Genomic DNA, 15216 nt, shown 5'->3' on the forward strand with positions numbered 1-15216 from the left:
GCCCGATCCTCTCCACCCAATGCCTAGCGCGGCATTGCCAAATACGCCGCGACCCAGACCAGTGGCGCGTTCCAGTTGATGGCCACCTCATTGTCCGCAAAGGCGCGCGAATCGTCCAGCCAGCACCGCTGCGCAACGCATCGCCCCTTCAGCGAGGCCGACACGGGATCCGCAAAGGAGGTGTTGTTCGCTCCCCCACTCAGCACGCCCGGCGGCGGCCCCGGCAGTCGCGCGTCGAACTGATGCGCCCAAAAGCGATGGTGCGGGTGCTGCATCGGCTTCCATCCGAAGCCGGTGACATAGCTCTGATCCAGCGGATTGCGCCCCAGCACGTAATCCGCGGTATCGACCACTGCATCACGATAGCGCGCCTCACCGGTAAAGCGCGCCGCCAGGGCGAGCATGAGTCCACGGCTCAGGATCGCGCCGTTCGATCCCCAGACATAGTCGGTGGTTGCATAGGGCAGGTGATATCCCGACCGCTCCCGCTCCGCCAGGAATGCGTCGGCGAGCGCCACGAGCTTTGCCCGCGCCGCATCGCGTTCGGCCAAGGGGACGCCATCGGCGGTCGCCAGCGTGATCGTCCCTAGCGTCCCGACGTTGGCCCATCCGGCCTCGCCCCACAGTGGTGCGGCATGCAGCGGCATGCGATGCAGCGCCTCGGCCAGCTCTGGCATCTTGGTCGTCGCATACAGCTCAGCAGTCGCCCAATAGCGCTCATCGTCGAGGTGCGTGTCGCCATAGCCGCCGCTGCCCTCGAAATCCTGTGCGGCATAGATATCCGGGTTGCGCAGCGCTGCTCGATAGGCCTTGCCCGCCGCCACGAGGCAGCGATGCGCGAAGGCCTTGTCGATCGCCCGCCAGATTCGCGCGCATTGCGCGGCGGTGGCCGCTAGGTTCAGCGTGGCGGCGGTGCTCGGCGGATACAGCAACCGCTCCTCGCGATCCTCGGCGGGGATGGTCGGCAGCGGGGTCCAGTGGCGATCGGCGACCTTGTGATGCGCCATGCCACCGGCATCGACGTTGGTCAGAGTCATCGGCCGGCGTGGCTGCGGCCCGACCGGCAGCGCCAGTTGCGTGCCATCCGGCACCTGCACCGCCAGCAGGAACCGCATCTCCCATCGGCTTTCGTCGAGCAGGTCGTCGATGCCGTTGCCGGCCTCGGGCAGCATCGCGCTGCCATCAGCGAACGGCGGGGCCGCGGCATTGACCTCGTAGAGGTTCTGCAACGTCCACAGCGCGATGCCACCGTTGACCATATACTTGCCGTGATCGCCCGCATCATACCAGCCGCCGGTCACGTCCAATGTGTAGCGACACCCGGGCCAGACCGTGCCGGCTGTGTCGCGCCCGGCAAAACAGGTCGCAACCTCATGCGGATGCCCCGCCGCGCGCGCCCATTGCGGACCACCGGCATAGCGCGCGTCGATCGCGATGCCGGCGCGGTTCTGGTAGAAGAAGTTGAGCGCCGCGCGCGCCAGCGGCGCATAGGTGTCGGCCTTGATCGTAAAAGGATGGCTGGTCACGCCATCCACCGTCAGCCGATACGTGCCGGGCACCCGCACGGCGCTCAGGTCGATCTGATGGACGTGATCGCCCGATGCCACATCGCCGCCGAACGGCCGGGTCTTGCCCTCCGCCACGGCCTTGCCGCTTGCATCGACGACGCGCCACGGCAGCGGCGCCTTGGCATCGTCTGACAGGATCGCCCATTTCGCCGTGTCGGGGCGAAAGCCGATCTGGTTGAGATGCACCGCCGGCGGTGGTGGCGGTGGCGGTGGCGGTGACGCCGCGCTTGCCAGCGCCAGCGGTAACAGCAGCGCCCAGGCCTTGCTCATCGGGTCTGCCCCCAATTGGCGAGCGGGGAGGGGGCCACCATCCGCAGAAAATCGCCATGCGTCGGCAGCCGCTCGGCGGTGTCCGCATAGCCGCGCCGCATCGTCTCTATCGCCTCGGCGACCAACGTTTCGTCCAGTGCGTCCGCGGCCGGCTCCCAGGTCGATGGCACCAGCCCCTGGCCCAGGCACACCGCGACCCAGCTCGGCACGCTGAACAGGTCATAGCCTTCGCGGAACAGCCGCCCCTTACCGCGCCACAGGTCCAGCTTGCGGGTCAGGCTGTCGGGCAGCGGCATGGTGCGGACGCGATCCCAGAACGCCGTGTCGGTCCGCCGGGTCTGGGCATAATGCAGGATGATGAAGTCGCGGATATCCTCGTACAGATCGTGCAGCTGGCGGTTGAATTCGTCGCGTTCGGCAGGGTCGAAGCGCGTGTCGGGGAACATCGCGACGATCCGCTGAATGCCCGCCTGGACCAAGTGGATGCTGGTCGATTCGAGCGGTTCGATAAAGCCGCTCGACAGCCCCAGCGCGATGACGTTGCGGTTCCAGCTCTGCCGCCGCCGTCCCGCGGTGAAGCGCAGCCGGCGGGGATCGCCCAGCGGCCCGCCCTCGAGGCTGGCGAGAAGATCGAACTCCGCCGCCTCGTCGGAGAGAACATCGCTGCAATAGACATAGCCGTTGCCCATCCGGTGCTGCAACGGGATACGCCACTGCCAGCCGGCCGCACGGGCGGTGGCACGGGTGTACGGATCGGGCTCCCGCGCATTGGGCAGCGCGCACGGCACCGCCACCGCGCGGTCGCATGGCAGCCACTGCGCATAGCTCTCATAGCCCGTGTGCAGCGCCTCCTCGATCAACAGCCCGCGAAAGCCGGAACAGTCGATGAACAGGTCGCCCGCCACCTGCCGCCCGTCGGCGAGCGTCAGCGCCTCGACATAGCCATCCTCGCCCCGCAGCCGGACGTCGACGATCCGCCCCTCGATCCGCGTCACCCCGCCGCGCTCGGCGTAACCGCGCAGATAGCGCGCATAGAGCGAGGCATCCAAGTGATAGGCGTAGAACAGCTCGCGCACCGGCGAGCGCGCATCCTCGCGCGCCCGGCCGAACCGCCCGCGCGCTGCCGCCTGCGCGCTCATCGACCAGGCGGTGATGTCAGGTATCGTCCGACGGCTGCGCTCGCGCAGCCACAGCTGGTGGAAGGATATGCCCTGCAAATCCTGCCCGAAGGTGCCGAACGGATGGATGTAGCGATCGCCGATCGCGCCCCAGTCGCGAAATTCGATGCCCAGCTTGAACGTACCTGCGGTCGCCGCGAGGAACTCGTTTTCGTCGATCCCCAGCATCCGATTGAAATTCAGCAGCGGCGGGATGGTCGCCTCGCCGACGCCGACCGTACCGATCTCTTCCGATTCGATCAGCGTCACGCGCGTATAGCCGGTGTTGAGCAGGCGCGAGAACGCGGCGGCGGCCATCCAGCCGGCGGTGCCGCCGCCGACGATGACGATATTGCGGATGGCATGGTCGGGGACGGGCAGAGTCATCGGGCAAGGGGCCTCGCTTGCGCCGCGAGCCAGGCGGCATGGGTGGGGGCGTGCGGCAGCGCCGCCGCGATGGCGTCGGTGATGCCATGCATCGCCGCATGCGCGTCGGCCAGCGGCACGGCGTCCGCCAATGGATCGATCCGCCGCGGGCGTATCCCCTGACCGATCATCACCGCCGCCCAGCCGTCGCGCGTGAACGTTTCCTCTTCGTAGAAGGGCAGGCGCCCGCGCTCTTCGAACTGGCGTAAGGTATGGGCCAGGCTATCCGGCGCCGCCGCGGAGGCCACCGCCCGCGACATCGGTTCCGGCCGGGCGGTCGCGCGATAATGCAGCGCCAGCATGTCGCGTACGCGTTCCGCCTCCGCCAGCGTCTGGCGATTGAAATCCGTCGCCTCCACCGGCGCCATGTCCCGGTCGGGCAGCATCGTGATCAGGCGATCGATCGCGCTCAGCGCCAGGTGCAGGTTGCACCATTCCAGCGGATCGATCGCCGTCGCGGCGTCGCCGATCGCGACGCAATTGGCTCGCCATGGCTCCCGGCGCGTCCCCGGTCGGATCGTGACGCGCGCAGCACCGGCCGCCCCCAGTAACGCCGCCGCGTCGTCATCGGCCAGCCGATCGGCGGCGTAGACGATACCGCGTTGCGTGCCGCCATCCCACGACCAGCCCGCCGCATGCGCGGTGACGAGCGTCAGCAGCGGCGGCTCGGCCGGCGGCCCATCGGCCAGCATCACCCGATCGCACGGCAGCCACGCGCTCCAATCGTCGCGCGCGGTGTCGATCGCATCGCGCAGCCGCGCCTCGGGCCCGCTCGCATCGACGTACAGGTCCGCTGTCAGCCTTCTCCCGTCGGCAAGCGCCACCGCCGCGATCCCGCCACGATCGTCGCGCGCGATGTCGCCGATCCCTCCCGCCACCACGTCCACGCCGACATGCGCGGCAAAGGCCCGGATCATCCGCGTGTAGCGCGGCAGGTCCAGCGTCAGCCCAGCCTGATGCCGGGCGAAGATCGTCCCCGGCGTCGGCGGCGCGTATCGCCCGGCCCGGCCGAGCGCGGCGGCGGGCGCGAACGCATCGAACCGCGGCACCGCCCCCTCCCACTCGGCGCGCAGCCAATGCAGATGGAAGGCCGTCGCGCCAAACGCTTGGCCATAATGATCATAGGCATGGACATAGTCTGCGTCTTCGCGTCCCCACCCGATGAAGCGCGTGCCCAATCGATAGCCGGCGCCGGTCCGCACCACCGCATCCTCGTCACCGATGCCCAGATCGGCATGGAAACCGGCGAGCGAGGGCAGGGTACAGGCGATCCGATCCGCCAGCGCATTCGGCGACGGCGCGCTATCAAGCAGCGTCACCGCCAGAAACGGCGCGCGCCGCTTCAGTGCGGCCGCGGCCAGCCAGCCGACGATCCCGCCCCCCGCCACCAGAATGCTTCGAATGGCGCGGTCCTGCGTCACGCCGCCTCCGCCATCGGGCAATAGCCATCGATAAAGGCGCGATGCCCCGGCCGTCGGGCCACGTCGGCGGCAATCTGTTCGGCAAGGCTGCCAATGCCACGACGCAGGTCACCGTCGGGGGCCGCATCGGCTCGCGGGTCCCAGCCCGCCGGTACGATGCCCTGGCCCATGTAGACCGCGATCCAAGACGCATCGAGGAATACGCCTTCGCGATATTTCACCACCCGCCCTCGCCGGCGCCACAGCTCCAGCTTCTCCGACAGGCTGTCGGGGATCGGCATCGTCCGCACATAGTCCCAGAACGGCGAATCGCTCCGCGTCGTCGCGTGATAGTGCAGGATCAGGAAGTCGCGGATCCGGTCATACTCCAGGTCGATCACGCGGTTGAACTCGTCGCGATCCGCGGCGCTGGTACGCCCGTCCGGGAAAAGCTCGATCAGCAACGTGATCGCCTGCTGCACCAGATAGATGCTGGTCGATTCGAGCGGCTCCAGAAACCCGCTCGCCAGCCCGATCCCGACGCAATTGTGCGACCAGCTGTGCCGCCGCCGCCCCGCCTTGAAGCGCAGCGGCCGCGGGTCGGCGAGCGCTTCGCCCTCCACCACGCCGCGCAGCGCCGCGGCGGCGGCATCGTCGCTCAGGAAGTCGCTGGCATAGACATAGCCGTTGCCGGTGCGGTGTTGCAGCGGGATGCGCCACCGCCACCCGGCCGGCATGGCGATCGCGCTGGTATAGGGCGTCACCGCCGTCTCGGTCCGGCACGGCATCGCCACCGCCCGATCGGCGGGCAGCCAGCGCGACCAGTCCTCGAACGGCTCGCCCAGTGCCTCGCCCAGCAGCAGCGATCGGAAGCCGGAGCAGTCGACGAACAGGTCGCCTTCGATCCGCGTGCCATCGGCCAGCGTCACCGCGACGATATCGCCGCTCTCGCCGTCGCGTTCCACGTCGACGACGATCCCCTCGCTCCGCCGCGCGCCCATCTCCTCCGCGAGGCCGCGCAGATAGGGCGCGAAGAGCAGCGCATCGAACTGATAGGCATAGCCGAACGTCCCCGCGAGCGACCGCCGGTCCGTCTCCGGCATGGCGAACCGCCCCTCGCGCGCCAACGCGCAGGCATAGGACAGCCGGTCGAGCGGCGGCAGCTCGGCGCCCTCGCGCAGCAGTCGCGTATAATAATGGTGGAAATCGACCGCGCCCGATCCGGTGCCGAACGTACCGAAGGGGTGGATATAGCTGTCGCCAATCGCACCCCAGTCGCGAAACTCGATCCCCAGCTTGAACGTCGCGCGCGTCCGCGCCATGAATTCCGCCTCGGGGATGCTCAGCCGTTCGTTGAAGGCGCGGATATGGGGCAGGGTCGCCTCGCCGACGCCGACCACACCGATCGCCTCCGATTCGATCAGGTGAACCTTGGCGCGATGCGGCAGCAATCGCGCGATCGCCGCCGCGGTCATCCAGCCCGCGGTCCCGCCGCCCACGATGACCACGCGGGTCGTCCGTTGCCGTTCCCCGGCCATCCTCATCCCTCCCCGACACCCGCATGGTGGCGCTCCCACTCATGCGACGTCTTGTCTGATCAATGTCCTACAGCAGTTCTGACGAAGCGCCAATGTTGCGCGAACGTCACACTCCAGACACAAAATAGAATGCCACCAGACCGGGCGTTACCGCAACCATTGCAGTCGGAACGCGGCTCTGCTCAGACAAATAGAACAGGAGACCCGCGGATTCGAAACCGTGCGGCTCATTGGGGAGGATCACCATGCGCCCAACCGCGCCATCGCATTCGACTGCCGCATCGCTCGTCCGCCTCCTGCGCGGCGCCTCGGTGGGAGCCCTCTGCATCGCCAGCGTGACGGGCGTCGCCCATGCGCAGTCGGTCGAGCAGACCGAACAAACCTCCCCGACCGCGGCGAAGGCCGGCACCGGCACCGCAGGCACCGCGTCGGCCACCACGCCCGCCGCGAGCGCACAGGTCGATCCGGCCGCGACGTCGCAGGCGAGCGATTCGTCGGCATCGCCCGAAGACATCGTCGTCACCGGCATTCGTCAGAGCCTCGCCAATGCGCAGAACATCAAGCGCAATTCCGATACCGTCGTCGATGCCATCACCGCGACCGACATCGGTGCGCTGCCCGATCGCTCGGTCACGGAGGCGCTGCAGCGCGTGCCGGGCGTGTCGATCAGCCGATTCGCTGCCGCCAACGATCCCGACCACTTCTCGGTCGAAGGATCGGGCGTCGTCGTCCGCGGTCTCAACTTCGTTCGGTCCGAATTCAACGGCCGCGATGCCTTCGCGGCGGGCATCGGTGGCCAGTCGCTCAACTTCTCGGACGTTCCCGCCGAACTGCTCGGCTCGGTCGAGGTGTACAAGAACGTCACCGCCGCCGCGATCGAGGGCGGCCTCGCCGGTACGGTCAACCTCAACACGCGCAAGCCCTTTGACAATCGCGGCTTCCACATGGGCGTCGATGCGGAGGGGAATTACGGCGATTTCCGCAAGAAGTGGACGCCGACGGGCTCGATCCTGATCAGCGACACCTTCGAAACCGGTATCGGCACGTTCGGCATCCTGGGCGATCTATCCTATTCACGCATCCGCAGCCGCGCCGATGGCGTGCAGATCACCAACTTCCAGACACGCGATAACACGCAGGTGCCCTTCCAGAACGGCAATGGCGTGCTCGTCTGCCGCAACCCGTTGCCGAGCAACAGCAACACGACGACGCTGCCGCCGGCCGGATCAGCGTGCGGCACGGCATCGACGGCGGGGGCGGATGGCTTCGCCGATCTGCTGCCCAAGGCCTATGCGCCGCTCGGCGGCCAGTATCGCACGCAGGAATTCGACCGTAAGCGCGACGGCATCGCGCTGGCCGCGCAGTTCGAAACGCGCGACAAGTCCTTCCTGCTGACCGCGCAATATCTGCGGTCGCACACCACCAACACGACGGATGAGCACACGTTCGAAGCGGCGCCCGATCTGTCGGAATACAGCACCTTCCCGGTCGGCTGCGTGCAGAACAACGACGGCCCGCTGTACAACGGCAACGGCACGGTGCGGGCGGAATGCCCGGTCGGCCAGTTCAAGAATTACGTCTACGATTCGAACGGACTGTTCCAAAGCGGCTACATCACGTCGCCGGGCACCGGCTATCGCACCAGCCGTAGCGGCGCGCCGGCCACCACCTTCCTGCCGACAGGTGGTGCGCAGCTCCAGCTCGCGCGCGGGCAGACCTACGATCGCAACCTCGTCAGCGATTACGGCCTCAACGCCGAAATCCATCCGGCCGAGCGTTGGTCGATCAACCTCGATGCGGACTATACGCGGTCGGAACACAACAACTACAGCCTGAGCATCTTCGGCGCGACCTTCGCCGATCAGGAGCTGGACCTGACGGGCAAGCTGCCCAGCGTCATTTCGCACAAGCCGAACACGCTGTCGGCGAGCTGGGCGCAGCCGGCGAATACGATCCTCGCGGGCGAAACCGACGCCCAGTATTTTGCTGATCCCCGCGCGCAATATTGGCGCGCCGCGATGGACCACAGCGAAGACAGCGTCGGTCAGGAATATCAGTTCAAGGCGGACGTGACCTACGATTTCGCCGAAGACAGCTTCTTCAACAAGGCCCGCTTCGGCGCACGCTATGCCGACCGTGACCAGAATGTGAAGTATTCGACGTATAACTGGGGCATGCTCAGCGAAATCTGGGCGGGCAATTATCCGGTCACGCTCGACCAATACGGCGGCAACCAGGCGCAATATTACACCTTCCCCAACTTCTTCCGCGGAGCCACCAACTCGCCGCCGGGCGCCTATTTCTACAATGGCGACATGATCAACGGCTACGGCACGGCGGTGAACTTCCTGAAGCAGGTGGAAGCCGTGTCGCGCAACCAGAACGGCAATACGCAGCAGCAGTGGCTGCCGCTCGCCGAGCGTCCGGGCGTCGTGGCGGGCACGCCCTATCTGCCCAGCGAAATTCAGCGCGTGCATCAGCGCGATACCGCCGCCTATGTGATGATCTCGTTCAAGTCGCGCAGCGGTCTCGATTTCAGCGGCAACGCCGGCGTCCGCTATGTCCGCACGGGTCTGGACTCGTTCGGGACGACCACGGTGCCCAACCAGGCGACGCTGAACATCTCGAACCCGTACAGTTCGCGTTGCGCCATCGCGGCTCCCCCTGCCGGTGCCCCTCCCGGTGCGACGCCCAGCACGCCTGGCGGTGTCTGCAACCTGGGGCCGACGGGCTATGCGCTGCTGCAGCAGTTCGCCGGTGTGAACTCGGTCAACCTCTACAACCAAGCGAAGAACAGCTACACCTATTGGCTGCCAAGCGTGAACCTGAAGTTCGGCCTGACGCGAAACCTGATCGCGCGTCTGGCCGGATCGAAGGTGCTGACGCGACCGGATTCAGCGCTGATCCGCAACTTCCAGCAGATCACGATCGACGGCAACGGCAACTTCCTCAGCACGGTCGGCAATCCGTATCTGAAGCCGGCAACGGCATGGCAGTTCGACGCAACGGCGGAATGGTACTTCTCGAAGGTCGGGTCGTTGACCGTCGACGCCTTCTACAAGGACGTGTCCAACTTCTTCTACCAGTCGGTGGTCAGCCTGCCGCTCCAGAACAATGGCGTCACGTTCCCGCTGCTGACCCGCGGGCCGGCGAACTATAACGGTCACGGCAAGATCAAGGGTGTCGAGGTCGCTTACCAGCAGACGTTCAGCTTCCTGCCCGGCTTCCTCAACGGCTTCGGCTTCACGGGCAACTATTCGTATATCGAAAGCTCGGGCCTGCCGAACTCGTTCCTCAACGGCGGTGCGCCGGTGACGAACGTGGCCGCGCAGACGGTGCGTGGCAGCCTGCCGCTGGAGGGTCTGTCGAAGCACAACGTCAACGCGACGCTCTTCTACGAAAAGGGGCCGATCTCGCTGCGTGCCGCCTACAACTGGCGCTCGAAATATCTGCTGACCGCGGCGGACGTGATCTTCCCCTATACGTCGATCTTCCAGGACGCCTCGGGTCAGCTCGACGCGTCTGCGTTCCTGAACGTGACGAAGGCGATCAAGATCGGCGTGCAGGGCGTGAACCTGACCAACACCGTCACCAAGACATTGCAGGCGTATACGGGCGATCCCGCCCAGCTCGCCCCGCGTTCCTACTTCATGAACGACCGCCGCTTCTCGTTCATCCTGCGCGGCAACTTCTGACGAAAAAGGCGGCGGGATATGCCCGCCGCCTCCACCTCGCCGGGCCGGTTCCTCGTGATCGAGGTGCCGGCCTTTTTTCGTATCCGTCAGTTGTGCGGCAGCTTCGATCGATCGAACCCGGCGCCCAAATCGAGCAGGAACGCCGGCCCCACCTCGATCACCTGCTTCGCTCCGGCGAGCTGTACGCCGATCCGCGCCTTGCCCGCCGCGAATGCCTGGTTCGACACGCCCGACACGAAATAGCGCTTCCACCCCGCGCCGACATTCACCGTCTCGCCGATGATCTGCGGGTAGGGGGCATCGGCGCCGCCGACGTTGACGGGGATCGGCACAGTCGCGCCGTCCTTGGCATCCGGCGCGCGCAGATAGACCATCACCAGCAGCGTATCGCCGGCCGCGATCGGCTTGATCGTCGGATAGGTCGCGCCGACGTCCCACACGTTCGCCCCCGCCTTGCTCACCTGCACCCGTACGGCGGCGCCGCCGGGCACGTCCGTCGCCGGCACCTGCTTGGCGGTCTGGCCGGGACCATAGACGCTCCACCCGATGCCCGGCTGATTGATCGTCTTGTCGAAGATGCTCCCCTGTGCCGGCGCCGCCTGTTGTCCCGCCGCCACGGCGCTCAGCGGCACCATGGCGAGCGCCGCTGCGAACATAGCCTTCATCATCGTCTCCCTGTATGGCCGGCCGGCTCCATGCCGGTCCGGAAACGGATCAGCGCGGACGCGCCGCGCTAAAAGCGTCCGCAATGGCGGTGCGCATAGGCTTCGGCCGCAATGCGGCATCATACGGGGTCGGGCGCCGCGCGGCACGATCGGTGCGCGGCTCGAACCCCGGAATCCAGCTGTGCGCATCGCTCAGGCCCCACACCAGCACATCGCGCAGCTGCGGATAGGCGAGCGTCACGTCCAGATAGCCGCGGGTAAAGTCCGCCACCGCACGATCCCGCACCGCAATGTCCGCAGGCAGGTTGTTGTCGCGCACGTCGAGCTCGGTGATCAGCAACGCATAGCCCATCCCCGTCACCGCATCCAGGAAGCGCCGCCACTCACCCTGCAACCGCCCAACATCAGCGCGGGCGTCCGTGCTCTGCGTGATGAGGTGCGATTGCACGCCCAGCGCGTCCACCGGCACGCCGCGCCGCCTGAACCCCTCGAGCAGCCGCAGCACGCCCGCGCGATGCGCCTCGTTGTGCGGTTCCCAGCTCATATAATCGTTATAGACCAGCTGCGCGCCCGGCGCGGCTGCGCGCGCGGTGTGGAAGGCAAGGTCCAGCGTCGGCTCCGCGCCGCCGATCGCCTTCGACAGTGCGGTCTCGTACAGGTGGCCGTCCGCCGGATCGACCGCCTCGTTGACTACATCATAGCTGCGGATTGTACCGCCATACCGACCGAGCACGGTGCGGATATGCGTCGTCAGCACCCGTTCGCCCTCGGCGCGGGGTCGGCTGCCGAAATCATAGGCGTTCAGCCATTTCGGCTGCCATTTCGGCTGGTGCCACAACAGATTGTGCCCGCGCACCGCCAAGCCGTTGCGCTCCGCCCAAGCGACGATCGTATCGAAGGGCGCGAAGTCGAACACGTCGGGCGCCGGGCGCAGCCGCTGCCACTTCATCTCGTTTTCGGCGACGACCAGCCCGCATTGCTGGGCGATCAGTTGCGCATAGGCCGGGTCGCGGACCGGCAGGCCCGGCGGCGAGCCCGGCTGCCACGGGATCGCCGATCCGAAGCGCAGCCCCTTGCGCGCGGCGATCGCCTCCAGACTGTCGGCGGGGTGCGCGGCCCATGCAGCCGGCGCCGCCATGCCGGCGACGGCGAGCGCCGCGCCTCCCAAAACATCGCGTCGCGACGGCGGTGCCATGATAGCCTCTCCAACTTTCGTTATCGCTATCATTGGCCTCGCTAACGCTGCCGTCAAGGACGCAGCGGTGCTACCGCCCGATCACCATGACCAGCGGATCGAGCGCCTGCCCGGTCGGCAGCCGTCCCTCCACCGACAGTTGGCCGCGGGCATCGTCCCACACCAATGTCGCGCTGCGTCCGCCCCCCGTGCGCCAGCCGTTGGTCGTCCCGTCGTCGTCATACAGCGTGAAGCGTGCGTCCCGCCCCGGATAGACGCGCACCTTGGCCAGCCCTTGCTCGCGGGCGGCGCTTTGCACCTGATCCCCGATCGGCAGGATCGATCCGGCGCGCACGAACACCGGGATGCGGTCGATCGGCGCCGCCGCATCGATCCACTGGCCGCCGGTGTGGCGCTTGTCCGTCCACAAATCGTACCAGTCCGTCCCGGCGGGCAGATAGACGCGGCGGCTGGTCACGCCCTGTTCGGTGACGGGCGCGACGAGAAGGGCGGGGCCGAACATATATTCGTCGCCCAGCGTCTTGGCCGCCGCGTCGTTGGGGAAGTCCATGAACAGCGCCCGCATGAACGGTGCGCCGGTCAGGCTGGTCTGGCGTCCCAGCGCATAGATATAGGGCAGCAGTTCGTACCGCAGCCGCAGCGAGGCGGCCAGCACCGGTTCGGCCGCCGTGCCATAATCCCAGATCGCCGTCGCCGGTCGCTGGCCATGGATGCGCAGCGTCGGCGTGAACACATTATACTGGAGCCAGCGCACGAACAGCTCGGGATAGTCGCGATACGACGGCGCCATGGCGGTCGCCCCCGCCGGATCGATCAGCACGGGGCGCTGCGCCGCCGGGCCGTTGGGCCACTGCCACCCGCCCGTATCGCTCGACCAATAGGCGATCCCGCTTGCCGTCATGCCTAGACCCGCAGGCACCTGCCGCCGCAACGCCTCCCACGTCGATCGCACGTCCGACGACCAGAACAGACAGCCGTTCGCCTGCGTCCCCAGATACGCCGCCCGGCATAGGATCAGGTTGCGCATATCCGGCCGGTCGCGCGCCGAGCCTTCCGCGACGCTCAGCGTATGCAGCAGCGGAAAGACGTTGTGATAGCGATCGCCCGTGCCGATCGCATAGTGGAAGCCGTCCGGCACCAGATCGGGTTCGGTCTCGTCCAGCCAGGCGAAGTCGAAGCCTGCGCTGAAGATATCGTCGCGGATCTTGCCCCAATACCAAGCGCGCGCATCCGGATTGGTGCTGTCGATCAGCGCGCCCGCGCGATCCGACCGGATCGGCAGCCCGTCCACCGGCTTGCCCTCCGCGTCCTTCAGCAGCCAGCCCTTGGCAGCGAGCGTGTCGAACCAGCGGCTCTCCTTCTCGAACCGCGGCCAGATGCTCACGATGCTGCGGACGCCCTGCGATTTTAGATGGGCGTTCATGGCGACCGGATCGGGAAACGCCGTCCGGTCGATGTCCATCTGCCCCATCCGGGTCCAGTAGAACCAGTCGAGCACAATGATGTCGAGCGGATAGCGGCGCTGCCAATACCCGTCCGCCACCGCGGTCAGCTCCGCCTGCGTCTCGTAGCGCGCCTTGCTCTGGATCAGGCCGAACGCCGATTTGGGCGGCAGCGGCGTCGCGCCGGTCAACCTGGCATAGCCCGCATACAGATCGTCGCTGGTGCGCCCGGCGATGACGAAAAACGACACGCGCTCGCCGACGTTGGATTGCAGATGCGTCTGGCTGTGCAAACCGGGCGAGACGATCGTCGCCGACGGATTGTCCCACAGGATCGCATAGCCTTTGTCCGTCACCATGAACGGCACGCACACCGCTTCGCCGGCGGGGCGATCGTAATCGTGGCGGCAGTCGATCGTCCGCCCGCGCAGGTCGAGCACGCCGTCCTGATATTGGCCCAGACCGTAATAATGCGTGTCGGGCGTGTCCGCGAAGGTCGCGCCGACGCGGAACGTATGCTCGCCCGTCACGTCATGCGGCGCCATCTCCCACCCGGTCATCGCGGTCAGCGGCGTGCCGTCGGCACGGTCGAAGCGGATCGACACGGGCGGCAGGGACGGAGCGAAGTAGCGTTCCATTTGGCTCGGAGGCTTGGGCCAAGGTTGCGCCGCCACGGTGACGCGCAGGTCGCCCGAGGCGAAGACGTCGCCGCCGTCGCTACCCTGCTGTCGGGTCCAGCCCGCGGCATCGCTTTTGCCGGAAATGCCATAGCCCGGCAGGCCTTCCGCTTGGCCCCGATCCGTCGCGATCGTCACGCGCACGATCCCCGGCCCGTAGGGCTCCACCGACACCAGCGCCCCATGGCGCTCCACGGTCGCCAGCCGCTGTGCATAGGCAGGCGCGCTGCCGGCCAGCAGAGCGGCGATCAGGGCGAGGCGCTTCATCGGCCCGCTCCCCGTTCGCCCAGCGCCCGGCGGATCGCCGCCTCGGCCACGGGCCGCATCGCCGCATAGCCCGCCGCCGTCGGATGCACGCCGTCGCTCGCCAGCCCCGGCTTCATCGCGCCGTGCCCGTCGTCCAGCACGGGATGATAATCGACATAGGTAAACCCCTCGCGCTGGGCATAGTCCCGGATCCACGCATTCAGCGCCGCGATCTGCGGCACCGGCTGCTTGTCCTTCGCCCAGGGGAAGGCGCCCGCCGGCGGCACGGAGGCAAGGATCACCCGGATGCCATGCGCGCGCGCCAGCTCCGCCATGCTCGCGATATGCCCTTCCACCGTCTCGATCGTCGCCGCACCGGTGTTGCCGGCGATGTCGTTGGTGCCGATCATGATGTGGACGGCCTGCGGGTGCAGGTCGATCACGTCCTGGCGGAAGCGGACCAGCAGCTGCGGCGACGTTTGCCCGCCGATCCCCCGATCGATCACGCCGTCGCTGAAGAAGGCAGGATCGAAATTGATCCAATTGTCCGTGATCGAATCCCCCGCGAACACGACCCGCGGCCGTTCCTTCAGCGCGGCATTGGCGGCGCGATAGCGGCATAGCTGCCCGAAATCGCGGGTCAGATTGTGCAGCTGCTGCTCGGTCCAGCCGACCTTGGGATGGGCAGGGCAGGGATCGGCGACGATCCCGGTCGGGTCGCTTGCAAAGGGATCGACGGCGGCGCTGACCTGTGCCGCGGCGGGCACCGCGCCCGACACCAGCACCGCGGCGCCCATGATACCCAGCCAACCACTGCCCACGACATTCTCCCCTACCTCTTGTGAGCGCTATCGTAGCCGCCCGGTCGCGCGAGTCCAACCTGTCAGCCGGTCGGATTGAAAAAGGGGCTGTCCTACACGCTTCGTTCGATCTATGT

General features: G+C 67.2%; 9 protein-coding genes. 1 reads left to right on the top strand and 8 read right to left on the bottom strand.

The genetic code is table 11. The annotated features are described in order from the left end of the window. Positions 1 to 23: 23 nt before the first annotated feature. Genes GGR47_RS12040 through GGR47_RS12055 form a run of 4 tightly spaced genes read right to left on the bottom strand, consistent with a single transcriptional unit; the run spans position 24 to position 6359 of the window. Positions 24 to 1838, bottom strand: coding sequence for a glycoside hydrolase family 9 protein (locus tag GGR47_RS12040; protein WP_147036207.1), 1815 nt, complete (start codon positions 1836 to 1838; stop codon positions 24 to 26). Beyond that, the gene (locus tag GGR47_RS12045) at positions 1835 to 3382 is read right to left on the bottom strand and encodes a tryptophan halogenase family protein (protein ID WP_147036208.1); all 1548 of its coding nucleotides are present in this window, start codon (positions 3380 to 3382) and stop codon (positions 1835 to 1837) included. Before GGR47_RS12045 ends, GGR47_RS12040 begins: the two co-directional genes overlap by 4 nt. After that, complete coding sequence (locus GGR47_RS12050; protein WP_244305063.1) at positions 3379 to 4842, bottom strand: tryptophan 7-halogenase; 1464 nt, start codon at positions 4840 to 4842, stop codon at positions 3379 to 3381. Before GGR47_RS12050 ends, GGR47_RS12045 begins: the two co-directional genes overlap by 4 nt. Next, positions 4839 to 6359, bottom strand: a complete 1521-nt coding sequence (locus tag GGR47_RS12055) for a tryptophan halogenase family protein (protein ID WP_183949547.1) — start codon at positions 6357 to 6359, stop codon at positions 4839 to 4841. Before GGR47_RS12055 ends, GGR47_RS12050 begins: the two co-directional genes overlap by 4 nt. 245 nt (positions 6360 to 6604) lie before the next feature. Between GGR47_RS12055 and GGR47_RS12060 the strand changes: the two genes are divergently transcribed. After that, positions 6605 to 10054, top strand: a complete 3450-nt coding sequence (locus GGR47_RS12060; RefSeq protein WP_147036820.1) for a TonB-dependent receptor — start codon at positions 6605 to 6607, stop codon at positions 10052 to 10054. A gap of 86 nt (positions 10055 to 10140) precedes the next feature. On the opposite strand, the gene GGR47_RS12065 is transcribed toward GGR47_RS12060, so the two are convergent. From GGR47_RS12065 to GGR47_RS12080, 4 genes are all read right to left on the bottom strand, one after another. After that, on the bottom strand, positions 10141 to 10722 hold the full coding sequence (locus GGR47_RS12065; RefSeq protein WP_244305183.1) for a hypothetical protein: 582 nt from the start codon (positions 10720 to 10722) through the stop codon (positions 10141 to 10143). A 46-nt stretch (positions 10723 to 10768) separates the two neighbouring features. Next, positions 10769 to 11914, bottom strand: a complete 1146-nt coding sequence (locus tag GGR47_RS12070; RefSeq protein WP_147036821.1) for an endo-1,4-beta-xylanase — start codon at positions 11912 to 11914, stop codon at positions 10769 to 10771. 70 nt (positions 11915 to 11984) lie between these two features. Further along, on the bottom strand, positions 11985 to 14300 hold the full coding sequence (locus tag GGR47_RS12075; RefSeq protein ID WP_147036822.1) for a glycoside hydrolase family 31 protein: 2316 nt from the start codon (positions 14298 to 14300) through the stop codon (positions 11985 to 11987). Next, positions 14297 to 15076, bottom strand: coding sequence for an SGNH/GDSL hydrolase family protein (locus GGR47_RS12080; RefSeq protein ID WP_147036830.1), 780 nt, complete (start codon positions 15074 to 15076; stop codon positions 14297 to 14299). The genes GGR47_RS12075 and GGR47_RS12080 overlap by 4 nt, the downstream gene beginning before the upstream one ends. Positions 15077 to 15216 lie beyond the last annotated feature (140 nt).

This window comes from Sphingomonas aquatilis (assembly GCF_014196115.1).
Taxonomy (GTDB): domain Bacteria; phylum Pseudomonadota; class Alphaproteobacteria; order Sphingomonadales; family Sphingomonadaceae; genus Sphingomonas; species Sphingomonas aquatilis.

Coding starts and splice junctions, on each gene's coding strand:
- GGR47_RS12080 (WP_147036830.1), bottom strand. CDS start 15,076: ATGGGCGCCGCGGTGCTGGTGTCGGGCGCGGTGCCCGCCGCGGCACAG.
- GGR47_RS12045 (WP_147036208.1), bottom strand. CDS start 3,382: ATGACTCTGCCCGTCCCCGACCATGCCATCCGCAATATCGTCATCGTC.
- GGR47_RS12075 (WP_147036822.1), bottom strand. CDS start 14,300: ATGAAGCGCCTCGCCCTGATCGCCGCTCTGCTGGCCGGCAGCGCGCCT.
- GGR47_RS12055 (WP_183949547.1), bottom strand. CDS start 6,359: ATGGCCGGGGAACGGCAACGGACGACCCGCGTGGTCATCGTGGGCGGC.
- GGR47_RS12070 (WP_147036821.1), bottom strand. CDS start 11,914: ATGGCACCGCCGTCGCGACGCGATGTTTTGGGAGGCGCGGCGCTCGCC.
- GGR47_RS12060 (WP_147036820.1), top strand. CDS start 6,605: ATGCGCCCAACCGCGCCATCGCATTCGACTGCCGCATCGCTCGTCCGC.
- GGR47_RS12040 (WP_147036207.1), bottom strand. CDS start 1,838: ATGAGCAAGGCCTGGGCGCTGCTGTTACCGCTGGCGCTGGCAAGCGCG.
- GGR47_RS12065 (WP_244305183.1), bottom strand. CDS start 10,722: ATGATGAAGGCTATGTTCGCAGCGGCGCTCGCCATGGTGCCGCTGAGC.